Source organism: Pseudomonas sp. S2_F03 (genome assembly GCF_054668335.1).
Map to the genome: position 1 here is coordinate 5,319,109 of NZ_CP162759.1, position 22,379 is coordinate 5,341,487.

Consider the following 22,379-nt stretch of genomic DNA (forward strand, 5'->3'; position numbering starts at 1 on the left):
GCCTCGTCATATCACTCGGTTTTTCTTATGGCCTGCACGCTAGGCGTCGGCCGGGAGTTCACCGGCGGCGATCAGCGCGGCGCGCGTGGCCTCGACGAAAGGCTCCACGGTGTCGACGAACAGCGCTTGCAGCGGCGTCCCCTTGAACTCGGGGAGGAAGGTCTTGTTCCAGTTGCCGAACAGCGACATGCCCGCTGGTGTATCGACCATGGCGACGCCGATCGCCAGCAGAGTCTGGATGGCACCGGGATGGGAAGCCGCGTAGGCTGCGCGCCACTGCTCGGGCGTCAACTCGTTACGCTCGATCGGGCGTCCCATGGCTTGTTCGCGCGCGGCCAGCAGCTCGTTCCACGAACACCAGGCCGTGGCCGCGACTGGGCAGATCGCATTGCGCGAGGCCGGGTGGGCCAGCACATGCGGAATGATGCGACCGACATCCGCGCCGGTCGACCAGGCCAGCTTGGCGTCGGGATCGCCCATCACCATCACTGGCTCCTGCATGTAGTACTCGATCCATGCACCCGCCGGAATGATGGTGTAGTCCATGCCGGCCAATTCGATCATGCGCCGGATGAACGCCTTCTGCCGGGCCATCAAGCGGTGCATGGTGTCGGTTTGCCAGAACTGCTCGAACTCGTAGATAGCGCCGTACTCGGATGGCACGAAGCGTTCGACCCCGGCTTCCTTGGCGGCAAAAATCAGCGGCATCTGCGATTCGGTGGCGTAGAGCGGCACGCAGGACACCAGGTAGTCGGTGCCGCGCAGCGCCGGGACCAGCGCTTGGGCAATGGTGACGTCGACCTCCTTGATGGTCACGCCCTGGCGCGCCCATTCGGCGTACTGCAGCTGTTTTTGCGACTCGCTCTTGCTGATACCCGACGATGAGCGTTCCACCTGGCCGGAGCGGCGCGCCAGCACATTGATATTGACCAGGCCCTGGCGAATGAACTCATTGACGCAGGCGACGCCGGCAGTCCCGGTGGCGCCGAATACCGTGACGGTCTTCTTGCTCATGCTGTTCTCCTGGCTGTAATCGGTCATGGGGGCGAGCGGTTGTGCCTGGCTCGCATTAAGGCGAGTGGCGGAATATTTGGCCGATTATTGTTCTTCCCAGCATCGACAACTCACCTGAAAAGCGGTCATATTTGTCAAAATATGCTCATCCTGAGATACCCATGAATCCGCAGCTGCAAGTACATGAAACACTGGGACTACCCATGCTTGGCGGCATGGTATGCAGTGAAATGCCCTTGTATGCAGAGCGCTATTTTCTACATGCAACTGATCGCTCAGCACCGCCGATTGACAGCATGGTTCTGTTGACTCAATTCGGTGGCTCACGGGTGAAGGAGGGGATAGGGGGCGAGTTGCGCTCTACATCAATGCCTCGTTTGTCAATATTGGTGCCTGCGCGCTGTGCCACTCATTGGCACTATTCCGGCAGCATTGATTTCGCGGTTTTTTATCTGCCCGAGCGCTCTGATGGCGTGTTTCAACAATTGCAGTGAGATATGCGCTGAAGCGCAGGCACCATTGCCCTTCAGTGATGGTTTGGTGAGCGCAGCGGCCCGGCAATTGATGGATGAGCTAAGTCTTGGGAAAGGGGCTGATCAGGGGTTCATGGCAAGATTGGCCATGGTCATGCTTGAGCAGGTGTATCGTGCGTTACGAGTTGACGCGGGCCGAGGTATTTATCCGCCGCATATTCATCTGGCGCGCCTACATGCAGTACTGGTCTTCATTCGCGAGCACCTGGGGCAGGATCTGTCGATCAGCACGCTGGCTGGCCAGTCGGGTGTCAGCCCGGCTCATTTCCGACGGCTGTTTCAGCGCGCCATGGGGATGCCGCCCCATCGCTATGTGATGAATGTTCGACTGGAACATGCGCGTGATCTGCTCATGCAGACCGATCTACCTATTTTGCATGTGGCACTTGAGTGTGGCTTCAGCTCTCAGAGTCACCTGACTGCAGCGTTCAAAGTTGCGCACGCCAGTACACCGGCCGAATACAGAGCCCTGAATGGAAGGTAGCGGATTCTTTGGCGTGGCGAGCAAGTCGCTCCACCGAAAGTACACAAGCGGCTTGCGTTGGATTGCACCGGGGTTCAAGCCCTCGGACTATTCCATGGTAGTGTTCGGCCATGAGGACCTGCATCCAGCGGTGTGTGGCGAGAACCTGCAGAACTCAAGTCAGAAAATCACTGGCTTCAAAGTTGTCATCAAAGGCCACGACCAGCGACCTTCAGACGCTCCTTAGGTAAGCGTCTCCCAACCACCAAGGTCTGAAAAATGGATTGCACAGAGCCCCAACTCATCCTCAAAACGACACCGCCGCGTAGTCAGAAATCAGCACGGATGTGAAACCGCCTGGGTATCCATACCCAGGAATTGACAGACAAAGTGGTGATCGCCGTTCAAGCGCCGGCAGGCTTCGGCAAAACCTTTCTGCTGACCCAATGGCGCCGTGAATGTTTGTCTCACGGCGCAGTGGTGGCCTGGATGACGCTGGATGCACAGGATGATAGTGCTCGTTTTGTCCAGGGGCTGGGAGCTGCCATGGCAATTGGCAGCGGTCGGTCGTTGTTTGCCCGCGCATTCGAGCCTATTGCGGGATTGGGGCGTGACGAACAGGAAGGGCTGACGCAGTGGTTGGCGGAAGTGGCTGATCTGGGTAGCGAAACCGTATTGATTCTGGATGAAGTGGATACCCTGCCCGAGCTGACGATCCGTCACTCCCTGACGTACCTGTTGCACAACGCGCCGGCCAATTTGCGCATCATCATGGCCTCTCGTACACGGTTGAATCTGCAAGTGACGGACCTCGCGGCAAGAGGGCTTTTCACGACGATCATGACTGCGGCTTTACGACTGAATGTGGAAGAGGCGATCGCCATTCTCAATGACCGTTTCGGCGCAAGGGTTGATGCCGACTCCTGCGTGCGGCTGCACGAGATAACCGAAGGCTGGCCGCTTGGCCTGCAATTAGCGATTTCGGCGTTGGAGAAGAGTCCGAATCGAAGTGCGGCAGTCGAAGAGTTGTCGACTTGTTCGGGTGATATCCAGCGATATTTCGTCGACAGTCTGGTCGCACATCTTCGGGAGGAGCAGGTTCGCTTTCTGACCGGCGTTGCATTGTTGGAAATGGTCCAGCCCTTGTTATGTGAGGCACTGACGGGTAACCCTCGCTCGGGTGAATTGCTGAAGGAGTTGTGTGCCTCGACACCGATTTTTGTTGAAAGTATCGACAGTGACTGGGTGCGCATCCATCCATTGGCGCGGGAATTTCTGCTCGGCCGTTTTGCCGACTTGCCGTTGGAGGAGCGTCAGGGTTATCACCGGCGCGGCGCTGTGTGGCTGGAACACCATGGTTTCCTGGAGCTGGCCGCCCGGCAATATCTGTTGGCGGACATGCCCCAATCGGCCTATACGTTGATCGGCAAATGCCTGTACGAAGTCATGTTGCAAGGGCAGTTCAGCCGGGTGCTGGAGTGGGTCGAGGAGCTTGGCCCCGCTGACGTGTTGTCGCATCCGCGCATCTGCCTGGCGGCGGCCTGGACATTCGCATTGGGAGAGCGTCAGGCAGGAGGCAGCGCAATTGATTGCTGCTATTGAACAGCATCCGTCCGCCGACGAGGCGACACGTTGTCAGAAGCGGCCGCCATCGCCGCCGCCGCCGCCTATTTTGCGGACCATCCGGATCAATCGCATGAACTCATCATGCCTTGGGTCGATCGATTGCCTTCATTATCAATCAAGGTGCAAGCCATTGTCGCGAGCCAGATCGCCCGGCTGACGCTGTTGCAGGGACAACCGGAGAAAGCCCGACGAATCCTTCAGCGAGCACCGCGTTACGCGGGTAGTCCTGGCCTTGATGCCATTCGCGGGTATGGCGAGTGGGTGGTCGGTCTTGCTTATCTATACGAGGGGCGAATGGTGTCGGCGCGCACGGCGTTGCACGACAGCCTGTTGCATGCCGAACGGGACATCGGTCGGCGCAGTCCGGTGGCGGTCATTTTAGCGAGCGCTCTGGCGACGGTGTTGCTGGAACAGGGGAAATTCAGGAATCCGCTACGGTGCTGGCGAACAGGCTGGATATCGTTGAACGCCTGGCGTCCCCCGATGCCATTGTGCAGGGGTTTCTCGCCGCCGCTCGACTGGCTTCAATCCAGGGGCAGGGGCATCGCGGGCAGGATCTGCTTGAGGCGTTATTCGCCCTGGAGAAGAGCGAAATATTCCACGATTTTGCATTGCCTCCCTGGGAGAACAAATACGCCTGCATGCCTTGCAGGGACGCAGCGATACCTGTCAGGCACTATGGCGACGGCTGGACAGTTTCACGCCGGTTATTGCCCGTGAGCGAGCCGGGTTGCTGGGTCCGGAGCTGGACTTGCTGGCCGGGGTAGCCACCGCTTATGCCTTACTGGCCCAACGTGACTGGGAGGCTATGCTGGCGGTGCTGGACAACGTTGGCGAAACGGCCGAATACCTGCGGCGTGGACGAGACATCGTGCAGATCAAGCTGCTCAGGGCACTGGCACTTCGTGCGACCGGACAGGGTGGCACTGACTATTTGCTGGAGGCTGTCAGCCTCGCGCAAGAAAACGGTATGTTACGCGTGGTGCGGGACACCCATCCCGACCTGATCAAATGGGAGCAGACGCTCCAGCGTGATACCGTCGATTTGCTCGCAGCGACCTCTACCCCCGCACCTGTTCCGCGACCGGAATCCACCCCGTTGAGCGTGTCCCCAAGTCGTCTTTTGACGCCCAAGGAACGCGAGGTGTTGCAGTTATTGGCTCGCAATCTGTCCAACAAGCAAATCGCCCTGGCGCTGAATGTCGGCGAGGAAACCGTGAAGTGGCACCTCAAAAACCTGTTTGGAAAATTCCAGGCCGGCACAAGACAGCATGTTGTCGCGCGTGCATACATGCTGGGAATTCTCGAAACAGCGAGCTAATGCGGTCCGCCACCCGAGGTGATCCGTTCGGATCATCCTTCAATCCCCCCCCGCCCCCCAAAAGAAATCGATTTCCAGCCGCCCCCCCAGTCAATGGGGGGGTTCGCTTTTCGACTTCGCAATAGTCTGACCTCACAAAAGCGCCAACGTATCGGCGAGTGGGAGCAGGTTCATGTCTGAAAAAGTGCTGATCGCCGGTGCAGGAATGGTGCCGTTTCTACCGCTGGGTGGCTCCGACAGTCATGCGGCGTTGGCGGGGCAAGCCATTCGTGCGGCGCTGGCCGATGCGCGGATCGACTATGACTTGGTCGACCAGGTGTTTACTTCCTGCGTATACGGTGAAACCGGTATCGCCGAGCAGATGTTGTCGCAGATTGGCTACTTGGGCGTGCCGATTTTCAGCCTCGGCGACGGCTGCGCCTCGGCCAGTAGTGCTTTCCAGTTGGCCCGCAATAGCCTGCTGTGCGGCCAGGCTGAATGTGTCCTGTTGGTTGGCGTCGAGTGCATGCCGGCACGCATTTCCAATCGTGGATTTTTCGGATTGAAAGATCTCGCTCGCGATGAGTCGTCAGAGGTCAGGCAGGGTGAGAACCCCATCGGCTTTATCGAGCGTCGACAACAACCGGCGCTGCTGTTCGCTGCCCAAACCAGCTGGTTATTGACACACATGGGCATTGCTCAAAGCAGCTTCGATCAAGTGCTTGAGCGGGCACGGGCCCAGGCCGGGCTCAATCCCTACGCCGTGTTGAACCGCCTACCGGATCGCGACGGCTGGCTCTCGCCTTATGTGTGCCCGCCCGCCTGTGGTGCGGCGGCCATCCTGCTCTGTACCCCGGCCTTCGCCCTGCGCTTCGGCGCTCGGGCGGACGTCACCGTGCTGGCCAGTGCCAGGGGCAGTGACAGCGCTTCAGAGCAGGAATCGGGTTGCGTGCTGGATGTGCTCGGACAGGCGACCACCCGGCGAGTCGCGCAGCTGGCCTATCAGCAGGCGGGCCTCGGTGCGGAAGACATCGACGTGGCTGGAACTGCACGACCAAAGCGTCGGCGACTTCATGATCAATAGCGCCGCGCTGGGCTTTTGCCGGGAGGACGAGATCGATCGATTCGTGCAGCAAGGACACCGCCTGAAAGGACAGATGAATGCGGTGTGCTCATCGGGTGGCTTGCTGGGACGTGGTCACGCCCCGGGTGCCACCGGGTTGGCGCAACTGGTCGAGTTGGTCTGGCAACTGCGCGACATGGCCGACGGCAGGCAAATTGCTGGTGCCCGCACGGCTTTACAACATAGCACCGCCCTGGGCCGGGCGGTGTCGGTCACCCTTTGCAGCGCACCTGAGAGGAGGCTCATTACGCCGTGAATCAACCCATGACTTTTCGTAAACCATAGAGCAGGTGGCAAGCTAGATGAACAAAAATAATAAGATCTGCCATGCAAACCTTCGCAAAGGGTTGTTGGCCTCCGCCATTCTCACCGGCCTGGGCATCGCGCCCGTGGGGGCTGTGGAGATCAACACGGGGAATGAAGACTTTGCGGTTCGTTTCGACAACACGCTGAAGTTCAACTACGCCCAGCGCGTGGAGGCCCCCAACAGTAAGTTGGCCAATTCGTGGAACAACAATGACGGGGATCGCAACTTTTCCTCCGGCAGTGCGGTGGCTCAACGAATGGATGTGCTGTCCGAACTGGACGTGGTCTACAAAGAAAAAGTCGGTTTCCGCGTAAGCGCCAACACCTGGTACGACCACGCCTACGACGATATAGGCAGCGACAATGCCTCGACCAATCAGCTCAACAGCGGCCAGCCGGATTCCCGGCACCAGAGTGGTTACGCCGATCGGTATTACAACGGTCCTTCTTCGGAAATCCTTGATGCCTTCGTGTTTGGCAGCATTGATGTCGGCGATGAATCACTGCTCAGCGGCAAGCTCGGCAAGCACACCGTTTACTGGGGCGAAAGCATCCTCGCCTTTGCCCATGGCAACAGTTATGGCCAGTCCGGCCTGGATATTTCCAAGTCGCTGGCGGTCCCGGGAACAGAAGCCAAAGAACTTTTCATTCCGCGTAATCAGTTGTCCACCAGTTTAACGATTAACCCGGAACTGACCCTCGCCGCGCAGTACTTCCTGGACTGGGACGCCGCGCGGTTGCCGGAGTCGGGTACTTATCTGGGGTTCAACGACGGCATTCAAAATGGCGGGCACAACCTGTCGTTGATCGGTGGCCAAAACCCTCGGTTTGGCACACCCGGTCCACTGGGTGCCAACCAGTTTTTACGGCTGACCAACGGGCATACGTTTACCCCGGACAACCAAGGTGACTTCGGCCTGATGGCCAAGTGGAGCCCGGAATGGCTGCAGGGTACGCTGGGTTTCTACTACCGCAAAACCTCCGACATTCTGCCGAATCTGGTGTTGCAGCCAACCGCGGTCGGTCCTGCGCAACTGATCTCCGGCAACGCTGGCAGCTACAACCAGTTCTATGTCGACGACATCGATATCTACGGCATCAGCCTGTCGAAAAGCATCGAAGGTGTCAGCGTCGGTCTCGACCTGAACTATCGCCACAACATGCCGCTGGCCAGCGTGCCGGCAACGGTCAATCCGGCAGCCGGTGCTGCCGGTTTGCCTGGCTTCATCAGCAGCTTTGATGGTGACAACGGTGTGGCCCGAGGCAACACCGTGCACGCGGTGCTCAACGGCTTGACCACTTTCGGTGCGACACCGGTCTGGGACAGCTCGACCTTGTTGGTTGAACTCGCCTACAGCCGCTGGCTGGACGTCACCGAGAACAAGCAGCTGTTCAAAGGCGAAGACTGGTATCGCGGTGTCGACAACGTCACCAAGGACAACTACGTCCTGGGCGTCAACTTCAACCCGACCTGGTATCAGGTGTTCCCCGGCATCGATATGTACCTGCCGGCCAACTACAGCGTCGGCCTTGCGGGCAACTCGTCGGTCCAGCTCGGGGGTAACAAGGACTCCGGAAGTTACTCGGTGGGCGTAGGCATGGACGTGCACAACCAGTACCGGTTTGACCTGAAGTACGTGGACAACTTTGGTCCGTTCGACACCTGCGGCTCAGCCGGTGGTGCAGGTGCACAGGGCCAGGGCGCCGCACCAGGGGCCAACGGCCAATACAACTGCGTACCGGGGCAGACCACTGCTTTCGGCGGTACTCAGCCTCAGCTCAAGGATCGGGGCATGGTCACTTTTACCTTCAAAACGACCATTTGATCGAAGTCTTTGCTTGTTAGCAGGAGTCACCCCATGAAATTCGTCAACACGCTTTTGTTCACTGCATTGACCGTTGCCATCGCTGGTGCGGCACACGCAGCCGTGTCCCCCGATGAAGCGGCCAAACTCGGCAACAGCCTGACAGGCGTCGGCGCTGAAAAGGCCGGCAATGCCGACAACACCATTCCGTCCTACACCGGCGGTCTCACCACGGCGCCGGCCAGTTTTCAACCGGGCAGTTCGTTCCGTCCGGACCTCTATGAGGCCGACAAGCCACGCGTTGTCGTCGATGGAAAAAACGTCAGTCAATACACCGACAAACTGACCGCGACCACGCAAGAACTGCTCAAGCGTTACCCGACGTTCCGGGTCGATGTGTTTCCGACCCATCGCAGCGTTGCGCTGCCTCAACGGTTGCTGGATAACACCAAAAAAAACGCCGTCGGCACCAAAACACTCGAAGGCGGGGTAGCGCTGGAAAACGCATTGCCGGGCGTTCCGTTCCCGATCCCGAAAGATGGCTATGAGGCCATGTGGAACCACTTGCTGCGTTATCAGGGGTATGCCACCAATCTGAAATATGACTCCTGGAACGTCGACAGTTCCGGGAGGGCAATTCTGGCCACGTCCGGTAATGCCTATCTGGAATACCCGCTGTACGATCCCAAGCGTATGGAACCGGCGAAAGAAACGGATCTGTTCTTCAAGACCAAACTCTACTACCAGGCCCCGGCCCGTCGCGCAGGCGAAGCCATCCTGGTGCAGGATGCCGTCAACCCTCTGAAAATGGAGCGTCGTGGCTGGCAATACCTGCCAGGTCAGCGCCGCGTGAAACTCGCACCGGATATCGCCTACGACACGCCAAACCCTGGCTCGGCCGGTGCTTCGACCTATGACGATGCCTGGGTATTCAACGGCGCAATGGACCGTTACGACTTCAAACTCGTCGGCAAGAAGGAAATGATCATTCCTTACAACACGTACAAGTTGAACTATCACAAGCAAGCGGCGGATATCACCACGCCGCATCACGTCAATCCGGACCTGATGCGCTGGGAGTTGCACCGCGTGTGGGTGGTCGAAGCCACGCTGAAACCGGGCAAACGCCACATCTACAGTAAGCGCACCTTCTACCTCGACGAAGACAGTTGGATCGCCCTGGCTTCGGATGAATATGACGCCAGCGGCAAGCTGTACCGCGGGTCCTTTGCACACATGGCATACAGCTATGACGTGCAGGCGCCGAATTCCGATAACCACATGATTTATGACTTGGTCTCTGGCAGCTACAACATCACCGGCATCTACGGGCCGTATGGCGGTGTCAAGTACATCGACCCGCTTTCGAAAGCGCAGTGGGCACCTGAGTCATTGGCCGGCACGGGTATTCGCTGAGCCATAACGCAGGTGTTTTTTTGTCGCCGACAGTGTGTATCGCACTGTTCGGCGGCTTTTTTGCCGAGTAAACCTCATGAATACATTTAGATGGATTACGTTCACTGCGCTAATGGTGGCGTTGGCTGTGCCATTTACCAGAGCCGTAGTCGCCGCCGATTTTGTCGACGTGCTGTCGAGCCCCGCGATTCAGAGTGACAAGGCGATTAGCGGGGTGTTCACCGGGTTGACCCGTGCAGGTCAGCGCCTGGTCGCCGTGGGCCAACGCGGCCATATTTTTTACTCCGATGATAACGGCGTCCGCTGGCACCAGGCAGAAGTGCCGGTGAGTTCCGATCTGGTGGCCGTGCAGTTTCCGAGCCCGACGCAGGGGTGGGCGGTCGGGCACGACGGCATTGTGTTGCACAGCGACAACAGGGGTGAAACCTGGACGCGCCAGCTCGATGGCCGTCAGGTGGGGCAGATCATGCTCGAACATTTTCAGAGGCAAGAAGGGCAACAGCCCAATGATGCGTTATTGGCTGAGGCTCAACGAATGGTCGATGAAGGGGCTGACAAACCTTTTCTGGACGTTTGGTTCGCCAATGATAGAACCGGATACATCGTCGGCGCGTTCAATCTGATTTTCCGCACCGAAGACGGCGGCCGGAACTGGGTTCCGTTGATGGATCGCACCGACAATCCGGGGGCGCTGAATTTCTACGGGATGCGTGCAATCGGTGATGACCTGTTCATTGTCGGCGAGCAAGGCCTGGTATTGAAACTGGACCCGGCAACGCAACGCTTCATCAACCTCCCGACGCCCTACAGCGGCAGCTATTTCGGCATCACCGGCAAGCCGGGCTCGGTGCTCGTTTATGGCCTGCGGGGCAATGTTTATCGCAGCGTCGATCACGGCGTGAACTGGGACAAGGTTGAACTGGGTCTGTCCTCAAGCATCACCGCGAGCACGATCACCGCCGACGGCCGAATCATCCTGGTCAGCCAGGCCGGGCATGTGCTTGTCAGCACCGACGACGGAGCAAGTTTCACGCTAAAGCCACAAGAGCGCCTGGGGCCTGCTGCTGCGGCGCAGGCCATCGCATCAGGCGCCGTGGTGGTCGCAGGCGCACGGGGCTTGCGCCAGTTGCCCTTCGAATGAGCCCACCCCACATAATAAAAAGAGACGAGCCACTTCATGGGTAACTACAACCTCGATACGATGCCGGTGATCCGAGAGCTGAAGGGCTTCGATGCACGCTCCGGCAATGTCCTTGAACGCCTGATTTTTAACAATCGCCTGCTGGTGGTGCTGACCTGCCTGATCGTGACGGTAGTGCTGAGCTATTTCGCGGCCACTGGGCTGACGCTCAATGCCAGCTTCGAAAAGATGATTCCGCAGAGTCAGCCGTACATCAAAAACTACCTTGAGAATCGCCAGTCGTTACGCGGACTGGGCAATACGGTTCGGGTGGTGGTGGAAAACACCGGCGGCGACATCTACGACCCGAAATACCTGGAGGTGCTCAAGCAGGTTAATGACACCTTGTTCCTGACCCCGGGCGTGGACCGGGCCTGGATAAAGTCATTGTGGACGCCTGCCGTGCGCTGGACCGAGGTCACGGAGGAGGGCTTCCGTGGTGGCCCGGTCATGCCGGACTCATACGACGGCTCGACCAATGGGGTCGAGCAACTGCGCTTGAACATCGCCCGTTCCGGCATCATCGGCAGTCTTGTCGGCAATAATTTCAAATCGAGCATGATTGTGGTGCCGCTGCTGGAGAAGGATCCGGTCACGGGCGCCGCCATCGACTATCACCATTTTTCGCGGATGCTTGAAGAGCAGCTACGCAACAAGTTTGAGTTTGCCGGCAGCAGCGCGGTACACCTCGCCGGTGAAGAGGGCAAAGGCCCGATCAAGATCCGCGTGATCGGTTTCGCCAAATTGGTGGGCGATCTGATCGATGGCCTGATGCTGATCATGATGTACTTCGGCGCGGCAGCGCTGATCGCCACCGTCATCATCTATGCGTTCACCCGTTGCGTGCGCAGCACCGCACTGGTGATTTTGTGCTCAGTGGTCGCGGTCGTCTGGCAACTGGGTTTGATCACGTTGTTCGGTTACGCACTCGACCCGTTTTCGATTCTGGTGCCGTTCCTGGTGTTCGCCATTGGCGTTTCCCACGGCGCGCAGAAAATGAACGGGATCATGCAGGACGTCGGTCGTGGCACTCACCAATTGATCGCCGCGCGCTATACCTTCCGCCGATTGTTCCTGGCCGGACTGACCGCACTGCTGGCTGATGCCGTGGGCTTTGCGGTGTTGATGCTGATCGACATTCCCGTCATCCAGGATCTGGCCGTCACCGCGAGCATTGGCGTGGCAGTATTGATCTTCACCAACCTTGTGCTGTTGCCGGTACTGCTGTCCTATTGGGGTGTCAGCCCGAAAGCGGCGGCGCGCAGCTTGCGTCAGGAAAACAAGGAGCTTAAAGGCAAGGGGCTCGGCAGTCTGTGGAACCTGCTCGACCGTTTCACCGAACGTCGCTGGGCGACGGTAGCGGTGGTGGTGGCGGGGTTGATGGCGGTGGGTGGTTTCGTGGTCAGCACGCATTTGAAGATCGGTGACCTCGATCCGGGTGCACCTGAGCTGCGTGCGGATTCGCGTTACAACCGCGACAACGCCTACATCACGGCCAACTATTCGCTGTCCAGCGACCAGTTTGCGGTCATGGTCAAAACCGCCAGCGAAGGCTGCCTGAGATACGAAACCCTGGTAGAAGCGGACCGTCTGGGCTGGTTGCTGCAACAGCAACCGGGCGTGCAGACTACCGTGTCGCTGGTCAACGCTGTGCGCCAGATCACGGCGGGTTCCTATGAAGGCAACCCGAAAATGCTGACCGTCGCGCGCAACCAGAACGTGCTGAACTACGGCGCGCAGCAGGCCTCGGTGAATAACCCGGAACTGTTCGACAGTGATTGTTCGATGATGCCGGTGATCGCTTATCTCTCCGACCACAAGGCCGAAACCCTCGATCACGTGGTGAAAGTGGCCGATCAGTTCGCCCGTGAACACAGCAACGATGATCGGCAGTTCATGCTCGCCGCCGGTAGCGCCGGGATCGAAGCTGCGACCAATATCGTCGTGCGCGACGCTAATCGCACCATGTTGTTCTACGTGTATGGCGCGGTGATCGTGCTGTGCTTCATCACCTTCCGCAGCTGGCGAGCGGTGGTGGTGGCGGTCGTGCCGTTGATGCTGACGTCGATTCTCTGCGAGGCGTTGATGGTCTGGCTGGGCATGGGCGTGAAGGTCGCGACCTTGCCGGTGATTGCCTTGGGTGTCGGCATCGGTGTCGATTACGCGCTGTACCTGCTCAGTGTTCAGTTGGCTCAGCAGCGTGCCGGTCTGTCGTTGACCGAAGCTTACAAAAACTCCGTGGCGTTCACCGGCAAAGTGGTGGCGCTGGTCGGCATCACCCTGGCGGCGGGGGTGATCACCTGGGCGTGGTCGCCGATCAAGTTCCAGGCCGACATGGGCATCCTGCTGACCTTCATGTTCATCTGGAACATGGTCGGCGCCCTGGTGCTGATCCCTGCACTGTCGCATTTCTTGCTCCGTCGTGCTCCTTGAAACCGGAAACCCTCATGGCCATCCCCGAACTCAAAGACAAGAACGTGCTGATCACCGGTGCCGCCTCGGGCATCGGTCGCGCGGCCGCGCTGGCATTTGTCGAAAGTCGGCGACCTGTGAGCCTTTGCCATTTCTGAAACATCGACATCAAACAAGAATAAAAGGAACACAAACCATGCTGGGCTTGATGCAAGATCAACCACTGTTGATTTCTTCCGTTCTGGAACATGCGCTGAAGTCGCATCCGCACACTGAAATTGCCTCACGCACGGCAGATGGATCGGTGCATCACTGCACTTACGCCGACATCGGCGAACGCGCTAAACAAGTGGCCAATGCGCTGGTTGCATTGGGCGTGCAACCTGGCGACCGAATCGGCACCCTGGCCTGGAACGGTTACCGGCACATGGAATTGTATTTCGGTGTCTCGGGCATGGGCGCGGTACTGCATACGATCAACCCACGGCTGTTCGCCGAGCAGATCGAATTCATCGCCAACCACGCCGAGGATCAGTACCTGCTTTTCGACCTGTCGTTCGCTGATCTGGTCGAGCAGATCGCGCCGCGCCTGAAGACAGTCAAAGCGTTCATCGCTCTGTGTGACCGGGAGCAAATGCCGGCAATCAATGTGCCTGGTTTGATGTGCTACGAAGACCTGATCGCCGAGCACAGCAACGACTTCATCTGGCCTGAGTTCGATGAACGCACGGCGTCGTCAATGTGCTACACCTCGGGTACCACTGGCAATCCAAAGGGTGTGCTGTATTCGCACCGTTCTTCGATCCTGCATTCGCTGGCGCTGTGTACCTCGGATGGCTTCGGTCTATCGGTGGCGGATTCAGCGTTGTTGGTCGTGCCGATGTTCCACGTCAATGCCTGGGGGATGCCGTATGCCGCCGCAATGTGTGGCGCCAAATTGGTGTTGCCGGGCGCCGCACTTGACGGCGAGAGCCTCTACACGCTGATGCGGGATGAACAGGTGACCCTGGCGCTGGGTGTGCCGACGGTGTGGATGATGCTGCAACAGCATGTTGAGGCGCAGGCTTTGCAACCGGCGACAGAGCTGTGCCTGAACCGGGTGGTGATCGGCGGAGCCGCCGCGCCGCGCAGCCAGGTCGATACGTTTGAAACCCGTTTCAATGCGCGTGTTTTGCATGCCTGGGGGATGACCGAGATGTCCCCGCTGGGCACCATCTGCAATCCGTTGCCCAAACACCGTGATGCTCCGCTGGAAGCAGTGCTCGACTTGCAGGCCAAACAAGGGCGGGCGTTGTTTGGGGTGTCGATGAAGATTGTCGATGAGCAAGGCGCTGAACTACCGCGAGACGGCAAGGCCAGCGGTCTTCTACTGGTCAAGGGACCGTGGATCGCCAGCCAGTATTACGGCGGCGAGGGAGGGCAGATTCTTGATAGCGAGGGCTGGCTCGATACCGGTGACATCGCAACGATCGACACTGACGGCTACATGCAGATCACCGACCGCGCCAAGGACGTTATCAAGTCGGGTGGCGAGTGGATTTCCTCGATTGATCTGGAAAACGCTGCCGTCAGTCATCCGGCCGTCGCTGAAGCGGCGGTGATTGGCATCCCTCATCCCAAATGGCAGGAACGGCCGTTGTTGGTGGTGGTGCTCAAACCTGGTAGAACCGCGAGCAAAGACGATCTGCTGACGGTGTTGCAAAGCCGAGTGGCGAAGTGGTGGCTGCCGGACGATGTGGCCTTCGTCGAAGCGCTGCCGCATACCGCCACCGGAAAATTGCAAAAGATGAAGCTTCGCGAACAGTTTCGCGACTTCAGATTTCAGAGCTAAAAAGGCTATTTATCCAGGGGCACGATCAGCGGGCCGGCGAAGGCCTGCATGATCAACGCCACGGGTTGCTGGTGGCTGACCAGTTGGGCCATGGCGTTCATGTAGGGCGTCAGGTGACGAAAGTATTTCTTGTAGCTCGGACACAGGTAGTTCAGGCCCGGCTCGCCGTTGGGCGCATTCATGAAGCGGTTTTTCGGGCATTCGCCATGGCAGGCGAAGCGGTAATCGCACTGCTGGCAATACGTCGGCAGTGTCTTCTTCTTTGGCGGCACCAAAGGCTTGTTGCGCAGCAGAGGCGAGTAGCACGGCAGGATCATCGGTCTTCAGGTTGCCCAGCAGATACTCGGGATACATGTAGTGATCGCAGGAGTAGACATTGCCGTCGTGTTCCACGATCGCCGCTTTGCCGCAGCGAGGGCTGAACAGGCACACCGAGGCCGGCAGCTGACACCATGAGGCCAGTGCCCATTCGAAGTTCATGACATGAACCTCCCCGACATCCTCACGCACCCACTCGTCAAAAATCGTGATGAGAAAATCGCCATAGGCCTCGGGTGCAACCGTTTGCTCCGTCACCATCGCGGGCTCCGGCACCACGTGCAAGCGCAATTCCGGCGGGATAGCGAAATGCAGACCCAGACTGACCTGTGAGGCGCTTGGCTCGCGTTCCACCACGGGGTTGAACTGAATATGACGAACGCCCTCAGACTTGAGGAAACGATAGATTTCCAAGGGGAATCTGGCGACATCGCGCGCCACGGTAACCAACACATTGAAGTCGACGCCATGGTGCTTGAGCAGTTCGAGACCGTGCATCACATCATCGAAACTGGAGTGTCCGCGCTTGTCGGAGCGATAGAGGTCGTGAACGAATCGCGGGCCATCGAGGCTGATCCCCACCATGAAGCGTTCACGGGCGAGGAACGCGCACCAGTCGTCATTGAGTAACGTGCCATTGGTCTGCAGCGTGTTGCGAATGACTTTGTTCCCTGCGAACTGGCGTTGATACAGGACCGCGCGTTGAAAAAATCCAACCCCAGTAACGTCGGTTCGCCGCCTTGCCAGGTAAATTCGACTTCAGGCGTGGGCTGGGCCTCGATGTAGCGCTGCACATACTGACGCAGCACATCGTCGGTCATGCTGAAGCGTTCCCGAGGGGGGAAAGCTGTTCTTTTTCGAGGTAGAAACAGTAACTGCAATCGAGGTTGCAGATCGGCCCGACGGGTTTGGCCATGAGATGCAAGCCCTGGGGCGGGGTTTCGTGGGTAGGCATGGGGGCAGGGTCCGGGAGTCATCAGTTCTGCCGCCCGGTTATCCGGGCGGCATAGAGGGTCAAGGCAAATACGTCACGTGTACATCCTTGACCTTGCCATTGAATGCGAAGGGCGCACGCTCGAAATAGTCCAGGGTGACGGGGGAACCGAGGTCTTCAGCCACGTCGAAGGTTTCGCTGGCGGTGAACGTCAGTGCCGGAGTGAACGGCGTCACCCCTTTGGCGGCTTCCTGCCCGTCAAGTCGCAAGCTCAGGCTGGCCGGTCCTCCGAGCTTGGCTGACGACAGGGTCGTCAGCACTTCGATACTGACTTTGCCTGCGGGTACTCGTTCGGCCGAACGCAGTTTGACTCGAGAGATAGCCAGCGCGTTGTACTCGTAGATCAGGAAACCGTCATCCATGTACAGGCTGACCCCGCCACCGATACCGCCCAAGGCATACAACACGCCGGTGGCGTTAGCTGGAACGTCGGCGTCGACGACAACTTTGCTGTTCTGATTGCGCAGGTTGGGGGCAGCAAACTCCGGAAAGCGATGGACGCGATCACTGAAATGCCATTCGCGTTGGCTGCTAGAGATTCGTGCAGTCGGATCGAGGAAGGGGTAGAGACCGGCACCAATCGGATAGACATGGTTAGCCTTGGCCTGCACGTCAAACTCGGCCTTCAGCTCCGCAAGTTTTTCCGGATGACTCGCGGCTACATCGTTGGCCTGGGAGTAGTCGTTTTGCAGGTTGTAGAGCGACCATTGATCATTCGCCGGATTCCAGCCCATGAACTGCGCAAAGCCTTGCACCCAGGGTTTGCGCGGGCCAAAACCGAGGCCATCCAGCCATCCTTGTAGACGCCGCGACTGCCGAAGACTTCAAAGTATTGCGTCGGTTTTTTCGACTTCACCAGAGCGTCGTTGAAGGTGTAGCGCATGCTGACTCCATCCATTGGGTCCTGAGCGATACCGTTAACCTCTTTGGGTGGCGTGATCGACAGCACGTCGTAGATCTGTCGGAGCAATGTCGTTGACATGGTGGAATTGTGTGCGAACTCTGGCGTCGGCCTTGATCTGTTTCGGCCAGGAAACAGCCAGCGGCGTGCGCGTACCGCCGAAGTAGCCGGCGACAAGTTTAGTGCCTACGAATGGCCCTGAACCTGCCCAGGCCCACGCGGCGTTGTACATGCTTTCAAGTTTAGGGCCGCCGAGCGCGGACAAGCCGCCATACATCTCGTCGAGGACTTTCAACTGCTGCTCTTTGGGAACTGGAATCCCGTTTTGGGCCAGCAACTCATTAATCGTGCCCTCCATCCCCTCGGAAGAAGCGCCGTTGTCGCTGAAGACATAAAATATCAGCGTGTTGTCGCGCTTACCTTCACGCTCCAGTTCGTCGAGAATCTTGCCGGCCTGTGTGTCGGCATGTTCCAGGAAGCCGGCATACACCTCCATCAACCGTGCCTGATACTGTTTCTGCTCGGAAGACAAGCTGTCCCAGGCTGGAAGTTCCGCCGGGCGTGGGGTGAGGACGGCGTCCTGCGGGATAAAGCCCAGAGCTTTTGGCGAGCAAACGTCTGCTCACGATAGGTGTCCCAACCACCGTCGAACTTGCCTTTGTATTTATCGGCCCATTGCGCATTCACTTGGTGCGGGCCATGTACGGCACCCGGTGTCCAATACATGAAAAATGGTTTTGCTGGCGCGTAGGTCTGATGGTCTTGCAGCCAGTTTACGGCCTGATTGGCGAGATCTTCGCTGAGGTGATATTTCGGATCTCGCGCCGGTTCGATTGGCGTCGTGTCGCGGTACAGACGCGGTTCGTACTGAGAGGTTTCGCCGGCCAGGAATCCGTAGAAATGTTCGAAGCCGTAGGCCGTCGGCCAAGTATCGAAAGGACCGGCCGCCGTGGTGTCCATGGGGGGTGTGTTATGCCATTTGCCGAACGCGGCGGTGCTGTAGCCATATTGCTTGAGCACCTCGGCCATGGTCGCCGAGCTTTGGGTATCTTGCCGGTGTAGCCATCCCAGTCAGTGGCCAGTTCTGCGATGACGCCGTTGCCAACTCGGTGATGGTTGCGTCCGGTAAGCAAAAAGCGGCGCGAGTTGCGGAGCTGATGGCCGCGGTATGAAAAGCGTTGTAGCGCACACCGCTGTCGGCGACTCGACTCAGGGTCGGCGTATGGACTGCGCCGCCGACGGTGTCGGACTGCGCGAAGCCGGCGTCATCAAGCATGATCACCAGAATATTGGGGGCCTCGGCAGGAAGGTGAGATTGAGGCTGACGTTTCTGGTGCTTCGATTCTTGCAGCGTCGGTTTGGCGTCACTGGCCGAAGGCGTCGGCGGGAAGGGCAGCGAGTCTTGTGCGGATGCGACCGAGCTGGCCAACAGTGCGCAGAGTTTCAGGGTGAAACGCCCGGCGGGTTGCAGCTTCTGGGACATGGGTGTCTCCGTTTTTTATTCATTACAACGGCGCAGCCGCCCGGTCGAACACCGGACGGCTGAGAGAATGGAGGGCTGGTCAGACCGCAAAGCTGGTGATGTCTTTGGGCTCGATATCATTGGCTTTGCAGAATGCCAGGTAACGATCCACGCTGGATTTCCAGTTCTCGATGGCAACGACGTTGTTGTTATCGTCGTAATACAGCAGGTCGCCCTGGGTGATGTTCAAGGTGATCAGCTCATCGCCGTATTCAGTCAGCGCGATAGGCGTATGGCTGGAACCTGCGGTTTCGAACACCACGCCGCCCTGTGTCGAGATCCAGTCGTGCTCCAGGTATTTCCAGCCACCCTTGATGGTGTAAACGATGACCGTGCCGGAGTGATAGTGCTTGGGCAGAGCAGACCCGGCCGGGGCCTTGAGCAGGGTGATGGTTTCCCCGCGAACCGGGTCGCATTTGATGTATTTGATGAAAACTTCATCGCTGTAAGGTGCGAACGGAACCCACGGTAGGTCCTCGTCGTTGATGGAGGAGGTGTCGATGTTTTCATAAAACATGCTTGTTGTTCTCTGTTGGACGGTGGAAGGATTTACACGGTGCGTTGAGAGCATCGTGAACAGGCTGTGCTCACACCGCCCCCCTCTTGAGGAGGGGTATCCACCCAATTGCGTTGAATCGCGGCATACGGAGTGCCGTGCAAATAACGCCCAAACAACAACGTATACGGTTTGCGGCCACCTCTGGTCTTTGGGTAATGACAGCGGACGGTCAAGGCCTCTGCGAAACCCTGACGCCCCGGTTCAGCAGCGGCGCATCAGCGCCGTCCGCTGCAACCGGTCGTTAGGTGCTCAATTGATTTTAACGATCTGGGGCGGACTCCACGTTCCTTTGCCAGGAGGCAGGACGGAAGGGTTTTCCGTCTTCGGCCAATACAGGCGCATCACCATGTAGATCAGATCATTCGGTGCAGGCAGCCAGTTGCTTTCCTTGTCCGCGCCGGGCGAGTCCTTCTGGATGTAGAGCGTCAGCGAGCCGTCTGCATTTTTCTTCATGTCAGGCAGCATCGGCGAATTGATGAGGTAGCGATTGATCGGATTCTTGATCAGCAGTTGCGACTTGCCGTCGTACATCGTCACCGACCAGAAGGCATTGACCGGCGGGAGCTGTCCAGCGGGGAAGGTGAGGCTGTAGTTGTGTTTGCTGCCGTCAAGCGGCGTCCCATCGGACAGGATCTTGGCCATCGGATACGTGGCCTCTTCGGCGTCGTTGGCATAGATGCCTGCTTGTGCGATGGCGGCACGCTTTAGCCAATCACCCTTGTAGAACGCGGCATTACCGCCGGAACTCACGATGTTCCAGCCATTGACCTGCGTGCCGAGATGATTGACTGCATTCTGGACCTTCGTATGCCCAGCCTGCATGCCTTCAACCACGGCGGCCTTTTGCTCGGCGGAGAGATCCTGGAAGTTGAAGTCCTTGCCGGCGCCAATGCCCATACGGGCCAGCTTCGCGCGGATCGCAACTTCATCCGGTGTGGCCGGGGCAAACTGCAAGGCAAAGCCCAGATACTTGAAGAAGTCGATCTTGGCCAGGGCCTTGTCGAACTTCGGAAAGTTGATCGCCGGCGCGGCAGGCGGCGCGGGTTGCTTGAGATAAGCCGATAACGGCTGGGCCGCATAACCGGACTGGATCTTTTCGACGTTTGGCATGTCCGCCGGATTGTAGAGCTGGGTGCGAAAGATCGCGAAGAGGAGTTGTGTTTGGGAATGAAACACCTTCTTGATGCCAGGCGGGGTCACGCCTTTCCAGTCTGGACCGACCAGCATGTAATCGCCAGCTTCGCTGCCGGTGGTACGGCTGCCGATGTAACCGAAGTTGTTGGTGTTGTTATCGACAAGCTGCACCGAGTAGTACCGCGGTTTCTCCACCGTCGGTACCGAGAGTACGATCGGTTCGCTACGCAGGTCCGTGAACATCATGGAATACGGCGTGTCACTGTTCGGCGAGACGATGGCCGTGTCCTTGTAGCTAAAGACATTGTGCATGCTGTGGATCTGGTTGAACGGCGCCTTGTATTGGCCGGAGTTCTTGTCCACGGCATAGTCGTACAGGGTCGCGTAGTTCATTACGATCGGCAGACCGTAGATGTAGCCTTCCTCGGCGATGGCTTTCGTTTCGGCGGGAGTGATGTCCGCTGCTTGGGCGAGCGTAAATCCTAAGGATGCGAGCAATGCCATCGCGCAGCCAAATGTTCTCGGTAGTGTGGTTATCATGAACCTGAAACTCCATTTTTTTTCATTAGATGATTGAGTCGGCCAGCTAACTACTAATCAGGCGATATTCAATGTCGCGTTTGCTCACGACTTGATATCTCATAACGCTCCTTGTCTTGCTGTAAGTCTTTGTTTTACATGATATGGGTGGGCGCGAGCGCAACACTGATCAAGGAGAAACACGACGGATGGCAAGCTCAGACTGCTCGGTCAGTATAAGCAGCAAATCAAACAACGCTGCTGACATGACGGCAACGTGTCCTCCGATGCTGAAGTAAATCTTACGGACAGTTTCACTTAGGAAAGAGTAGCGTGTACGCCACCCGAAAGCCCCAGCCGTGCGCACCATCTTCAGGACTGTCCGCCCAGTATCGCGGCCCTACCTGAAGGCTCATGGGCTGCTTGCCGACTTTGAACAATTGCGTCACGAACAGGTTGATCGGCACATTCCACTCCCTGGCTTCCCAGTCGTAAGTGGATTCTGTATTAATGCCAAAACTGGTGTACGACGCTGTGGTATAGACCAGAAAGGGTTGCAGATATGTCTGATTGACCTTCTCCTTGTCATTGGCCGGGTTGTTGTCCAGCGACCAGATGTGGTTCGCCAGAATACCGTTCGTCCAACCGTTGGCCTGCTTCAACGCCACCGCTGTCGGTCCAATCCCCCATTGTTCGCTACCAGTAGCTCATCACTACCGGTCGGTAACAACAACGCGGGGCCTACACCCCAGATCCAGCCGTCCTCGGTCGGCTTTTTGGGAGAGAAAAAGAAGCTTTGCGAGGTGTCGCCCACTCCGCTTTTATCGGCGATACCCCTCGGTGCCAGCCCATGCTGATCAATGATCGGGAGGATCGTGCGAGAGATCAGATTCCAATCGTCATTAAGTGTGAAGGGTAAAACCGGCTGGATATTGGTGACACTCTGGATTCCATCGCCGGAGGGCCCCATTTTCCGATTCCAGTTGTATTGGATGGGCAAGCTGTACAGCGCCGCGACTGGATTTAATGACTGTTTAGCCAGCTCCGCCTGATCGTCGGCCTGACTGGAAACGGAAATACCGAAAACCAAAGACGATAGCAAAAGTCGTTCAATGTACTTGTTCATGTCGAATTCCCTGGGTACCGATCGCCGCGGGCCCCTCGATTATCAACGGGAGCCTGCTAACGACTAGCAGAAGTTACTTGAATACCTCAATCGCAGTGGGTCGTAATTAACTGAAGCGCAGCGAACAGCCCCCCATTCTGTTGTTGATACGTCTTGTTTCATGCTGAGGTTACTTGCGTTACAAATTTAACTTCTCCAATCAGTCAAGTGTTTGTCGGGTCCAGTCAAGAGGGGCGTAAAGTTTACCGTTGCAGTGACTACTGCATAAGTAGCCTCTGCTTCTCGCTGGTCATGCCT

The 22,379-nt window shown here is 57.9% G+C and carries 21 protein-coding genes and 2 pseudogenes; 13 read left to right on the forward strand and 10 right to left on the reverse strand.

Features of this window, described 5'->3' with window-relative positions:
- Positions 1-39 precede the first annotated feature (39 nt).
- Positions 40-1,014 (reverse strand): NmrA family NAD(P)-binding protein, encoded by a 975-nt coding sequence (locus AB4N76_RS24985; protein ID WP_460163687.1) that lies wholly within the window; start codon positions 1,012-1,014, stop codon positions 40-42.
- A 161-nt stretch (positions 1,015-1,175) separates the two neighbouring features.
- Between AB4N76_RS24985 and AB4N76_RS24990 the strand changes: the two genes are divergently transcribed.
- From AB4N76_RS24990 to AB4N76_RS25050, 13 genes are all read left to right on the forward strand, one after another.
- On the forward strand, positions 1,176-1,508 hold the full coding sequence (locus tag AB4N76_RS24990; protein ID WP_460163688.1) for a hypothetical protein: 333 nt from the start codon (positions 1,176-1,178) through the stop codon (positions 1,506-1,508).
- Positions 1,483-2,031 carry a helix-turn-helix domain-containing protein gene (locus tag AB4N76_RS24995; RefSeq protein ID WP_460163689.1) on the forward strand — a complete coding sequence of 183 codons (549 nt, stop codon included), beginning with the start codon at positions 1,483-1,485 and terminating at the stop codon, positions 2,029-2,031. Before AB4N76_RS24990 ends, AB4N76_RS24995 begins: the two co-directional genes overlap by 26 nt.
- Positions 2,032-2,388: 357 nt before the next feature.
- Positions 2,389-3,612 carry an AAA family ATPase gene (locus tag AB4N76_RS25000; RefSeq protein ID WP_460163690.1) on the forward strand — a complete coding sequence of 408 codons (1,224 nt, stop codon included), beginning with the start codon at positions 2,389-2,391 and terminating at the stop codon, positions 3,610-3,612.
- Between the two features lie 30 nt (positions 3,613-3,642).
- Entirely contained in the window at positions 3,643-4,356 is a 714-nt protein-coding gene (locus AB4N76_RS25005) for a tetratricopeptide repeat protein (protein WP_460163691.1), read from the forward strand.
- Positions 4,357-4,387: 31 nt separating this feature from the next.
- Positions 4,388-4,957, forward strand: a complete 570-nt coding sequence (locus AB4N76_RS25010; RefSeq protein WP_460163692.1) for a helix-turn-helix transcriptional regulator — start codon at positions 4,388-4,390, stop codon at positions 4,955-4,957.
- Positions 4,958-5,129: 172 nt separating this feature from the next.
- Positions 5,130-6,020, forward strand: a complete 891-nt coding sequence (locus AB4N76_RS25015; RefSeq protein WP_460163693.1) for a thiolase family protein — start codon at positions 5,130-5,132, stop codon at positions 6,018-6,020.
- Entirely contained in the window at positions 6,010-6,315 is a 306-nt protein-coding gene (locus AB4N76_RS25020) for a thiolase C-terminal domain-containing protein (RefSeq protein ID WP_460163694.1), read from the forward strand. Before AB4N76_RS25015 ends, AB4N76_RS25020 begins: the two co-directional genes overlap by 11 nt.
- 46 nt (positions 6,316-6,361) lie before the next feature.
- On the forward strand, positions 6,362-8,191 hold the full coding sequence (locus AB4N76_RS25025) for a DUF1302 domain-containing protein (protein WP_460163695.1): 1,830 nt from the start codon (positions 6,362-6,364) through the stop codon (positions 8,189-8,191).
- 33 nt (positions 8,192-8,224) lie between these two features.
- On the forward strand, positions 8,225-9,586 hold the full coding sequence (locus AB4N76_RS25030) for a DUF1329 domain-containing protein (protein ID WP_460163696.1): 1,362 nt from the start codon (positions 8,225-8,227) through the stop codon (positions 9,584-9,586).
- 76 nt (positions 9,587-9,662) lie between these two features.
- A complete protein-coding gene (locus AB4N76_RS25035) occupies positions 9,663-10,727 on the forward strand; it encodes a WD40/YVTN/BNR-like repeat-containing protein (RefSeq protein WP_460163697.1) in 1,065 nt (354 codons plus the stop codon).
- A gap of 36 nt (positions 10,728-10,763) precedes the next feature.
- Positions 10,764-13,199, forward strand: coding sequence for an efflux RND transporter permease subunit (locus tag AB4N76_RS25040; protein ID WP_077430458.1), 2,436 nt, complete (start codon positions 10,764-10,766; stop codon positions 13,197-13,199).
- Positions 13,200-13,213: 14 nt separating this feature from the next.
- Positions 13,214-13,336: a hypothetical protein gene (locus tag AB4N76_RS25045; RefSeq protein ID WP_256577132.1), complete on the forward strand. Its 123-nt coding sequence runs from the start codon at positions 13,214-13,216 to the stop codon at positions 13,334-13,336.
- A 38-nt stretch (positions 13,337-13,374) separates the two neighbouring features.
- Entirely contained in the window at positions 13,375-15,009 is a 1,635-nt protein-coding gene (locus AB4N76_RS25050; RefSeq protein ID WP_046028182.1) for a 3-(methylthio)propionyl-CoA ligase, read from the forward strand.
- Positions 15,010-15,014: 5 nt separating this feature from the next.
- Here AB4N76_RS25050 and AB4N76_RS25055 read toward each other — a convergent pair whose 3' ends face one another.
- The 9 genes and pseudogenes from AB4N76_RS25055 to AB4N76_RS25095 form a co-directional block, all read right to left on the reverse strand.
- Positions 15,015-15,326 carry an SPASM domain-containing protein gene (locus tag AB4N76_RS25055; RefSeq protein ID WP_460164638.1) on the reverse strand — a complete coding sequence of 104 codons (312 nt, stop codon included), beginning with the start codon at positions 15,324-15,326 and terminating at the stop codon, positions 15,015-15,017.
- 13 nt (positions 15,327-15,339) lie between these two features.
- Positions 15,340-15,912, reverse strand: a pseudogene (locus tag AB4N76_RS25060) (anaerobic sulfatase maturase); the annotation flags it as partial.
- 429 nt (positions 15,913-16,341) lie between these two features.
- Positions 16,342-17,055 carry a hypothetical protein gene (locus AB4N76_RS25065; protein WP_460163698.1) on the reverse strand — a complete coding sequence of 238 codons (714 nt, stop codon included), beginning with the start codon at positions 17,053-17,055 and terminating at the stop codon, positions 16,342-16,344.
- A 183-nt stretch (positions 17,056-17,238) separates the two neighbouring features.
- Positions 17,239-17,718, reverse strand: coding sequence for a sulfatase-like hydrolase/transferase (locus AB4N76_RS25070; protein WP_460163699.1), 480 nt, complete (start codon positions 17,716-17,718; stop codon positions 17,239-17,241).
- A complete protein-coding gene (locus tag AB4N76_RS25075; RefSeq protein WP_460163700.1) occupies positions 17,718-18,251 on the reverse strand; it encodes a sulfatase-like hydrolase/transferase in 534 nt (177 codons plus the stop codon). Before AB4N76_RS25075 ends, AB4N76_RS25070 begins: the two co-directional genes overlap by 1 nt.
- Positions 18,193-18,705 (reverse strand): sulfatase-like hydrolase/transferase, encoded by a 513-nt coding sequence (locus AB4N76_RS25080; RefSeq protein ID WP_460163701.1) that lies wholly within the window; start codon positions 18,703-18,705, stop codon positions 18,193-18,195. The genes AB4N76_RS25075 and AB4N76_RS25080 overlap by 59 nt, the downstream gene beginning before the upstream one ends.
- A gap of 79 nt (positions 18,706-18,784) precedes the next feature.
- Positions 18,785-19,261 carry a 2,4'-dihydroxyacetophenone dioxygenase family protein gene (locus tag AB4N76_RS25085; protein WP_046028178.1) on the reverse strand — a complete coding sequence of 159 codons (477 nt, stop codon included), beginning with the start codon at positions 19,259-19,261 and terminating at the stop codon, positions 18,785-18,787.
- Positions 19,262-19,552: 291 nt separating this feature from the next.
- The gene (locus AB4N76_RS25090) at positions 19,553-20,941 is read right to left on the reverse strand and encodes a DUF1254 domain-containing protein (protein ID WP_460164639.1); all 1,389 of its coding nucleotides are present in this window, start codon (positions 20,939-20,941) and stop codon (positions 19,553-19,555) included.
- 329 nt (positions 20,942-21,270) lie between these two features.
- Positions 21,271-22,082: pseudogene (locus AB4N76_RS25095) on the reverse strand (transporter).
- Positions 22,083-22,379: the final 297 nt, after the last annotated feature.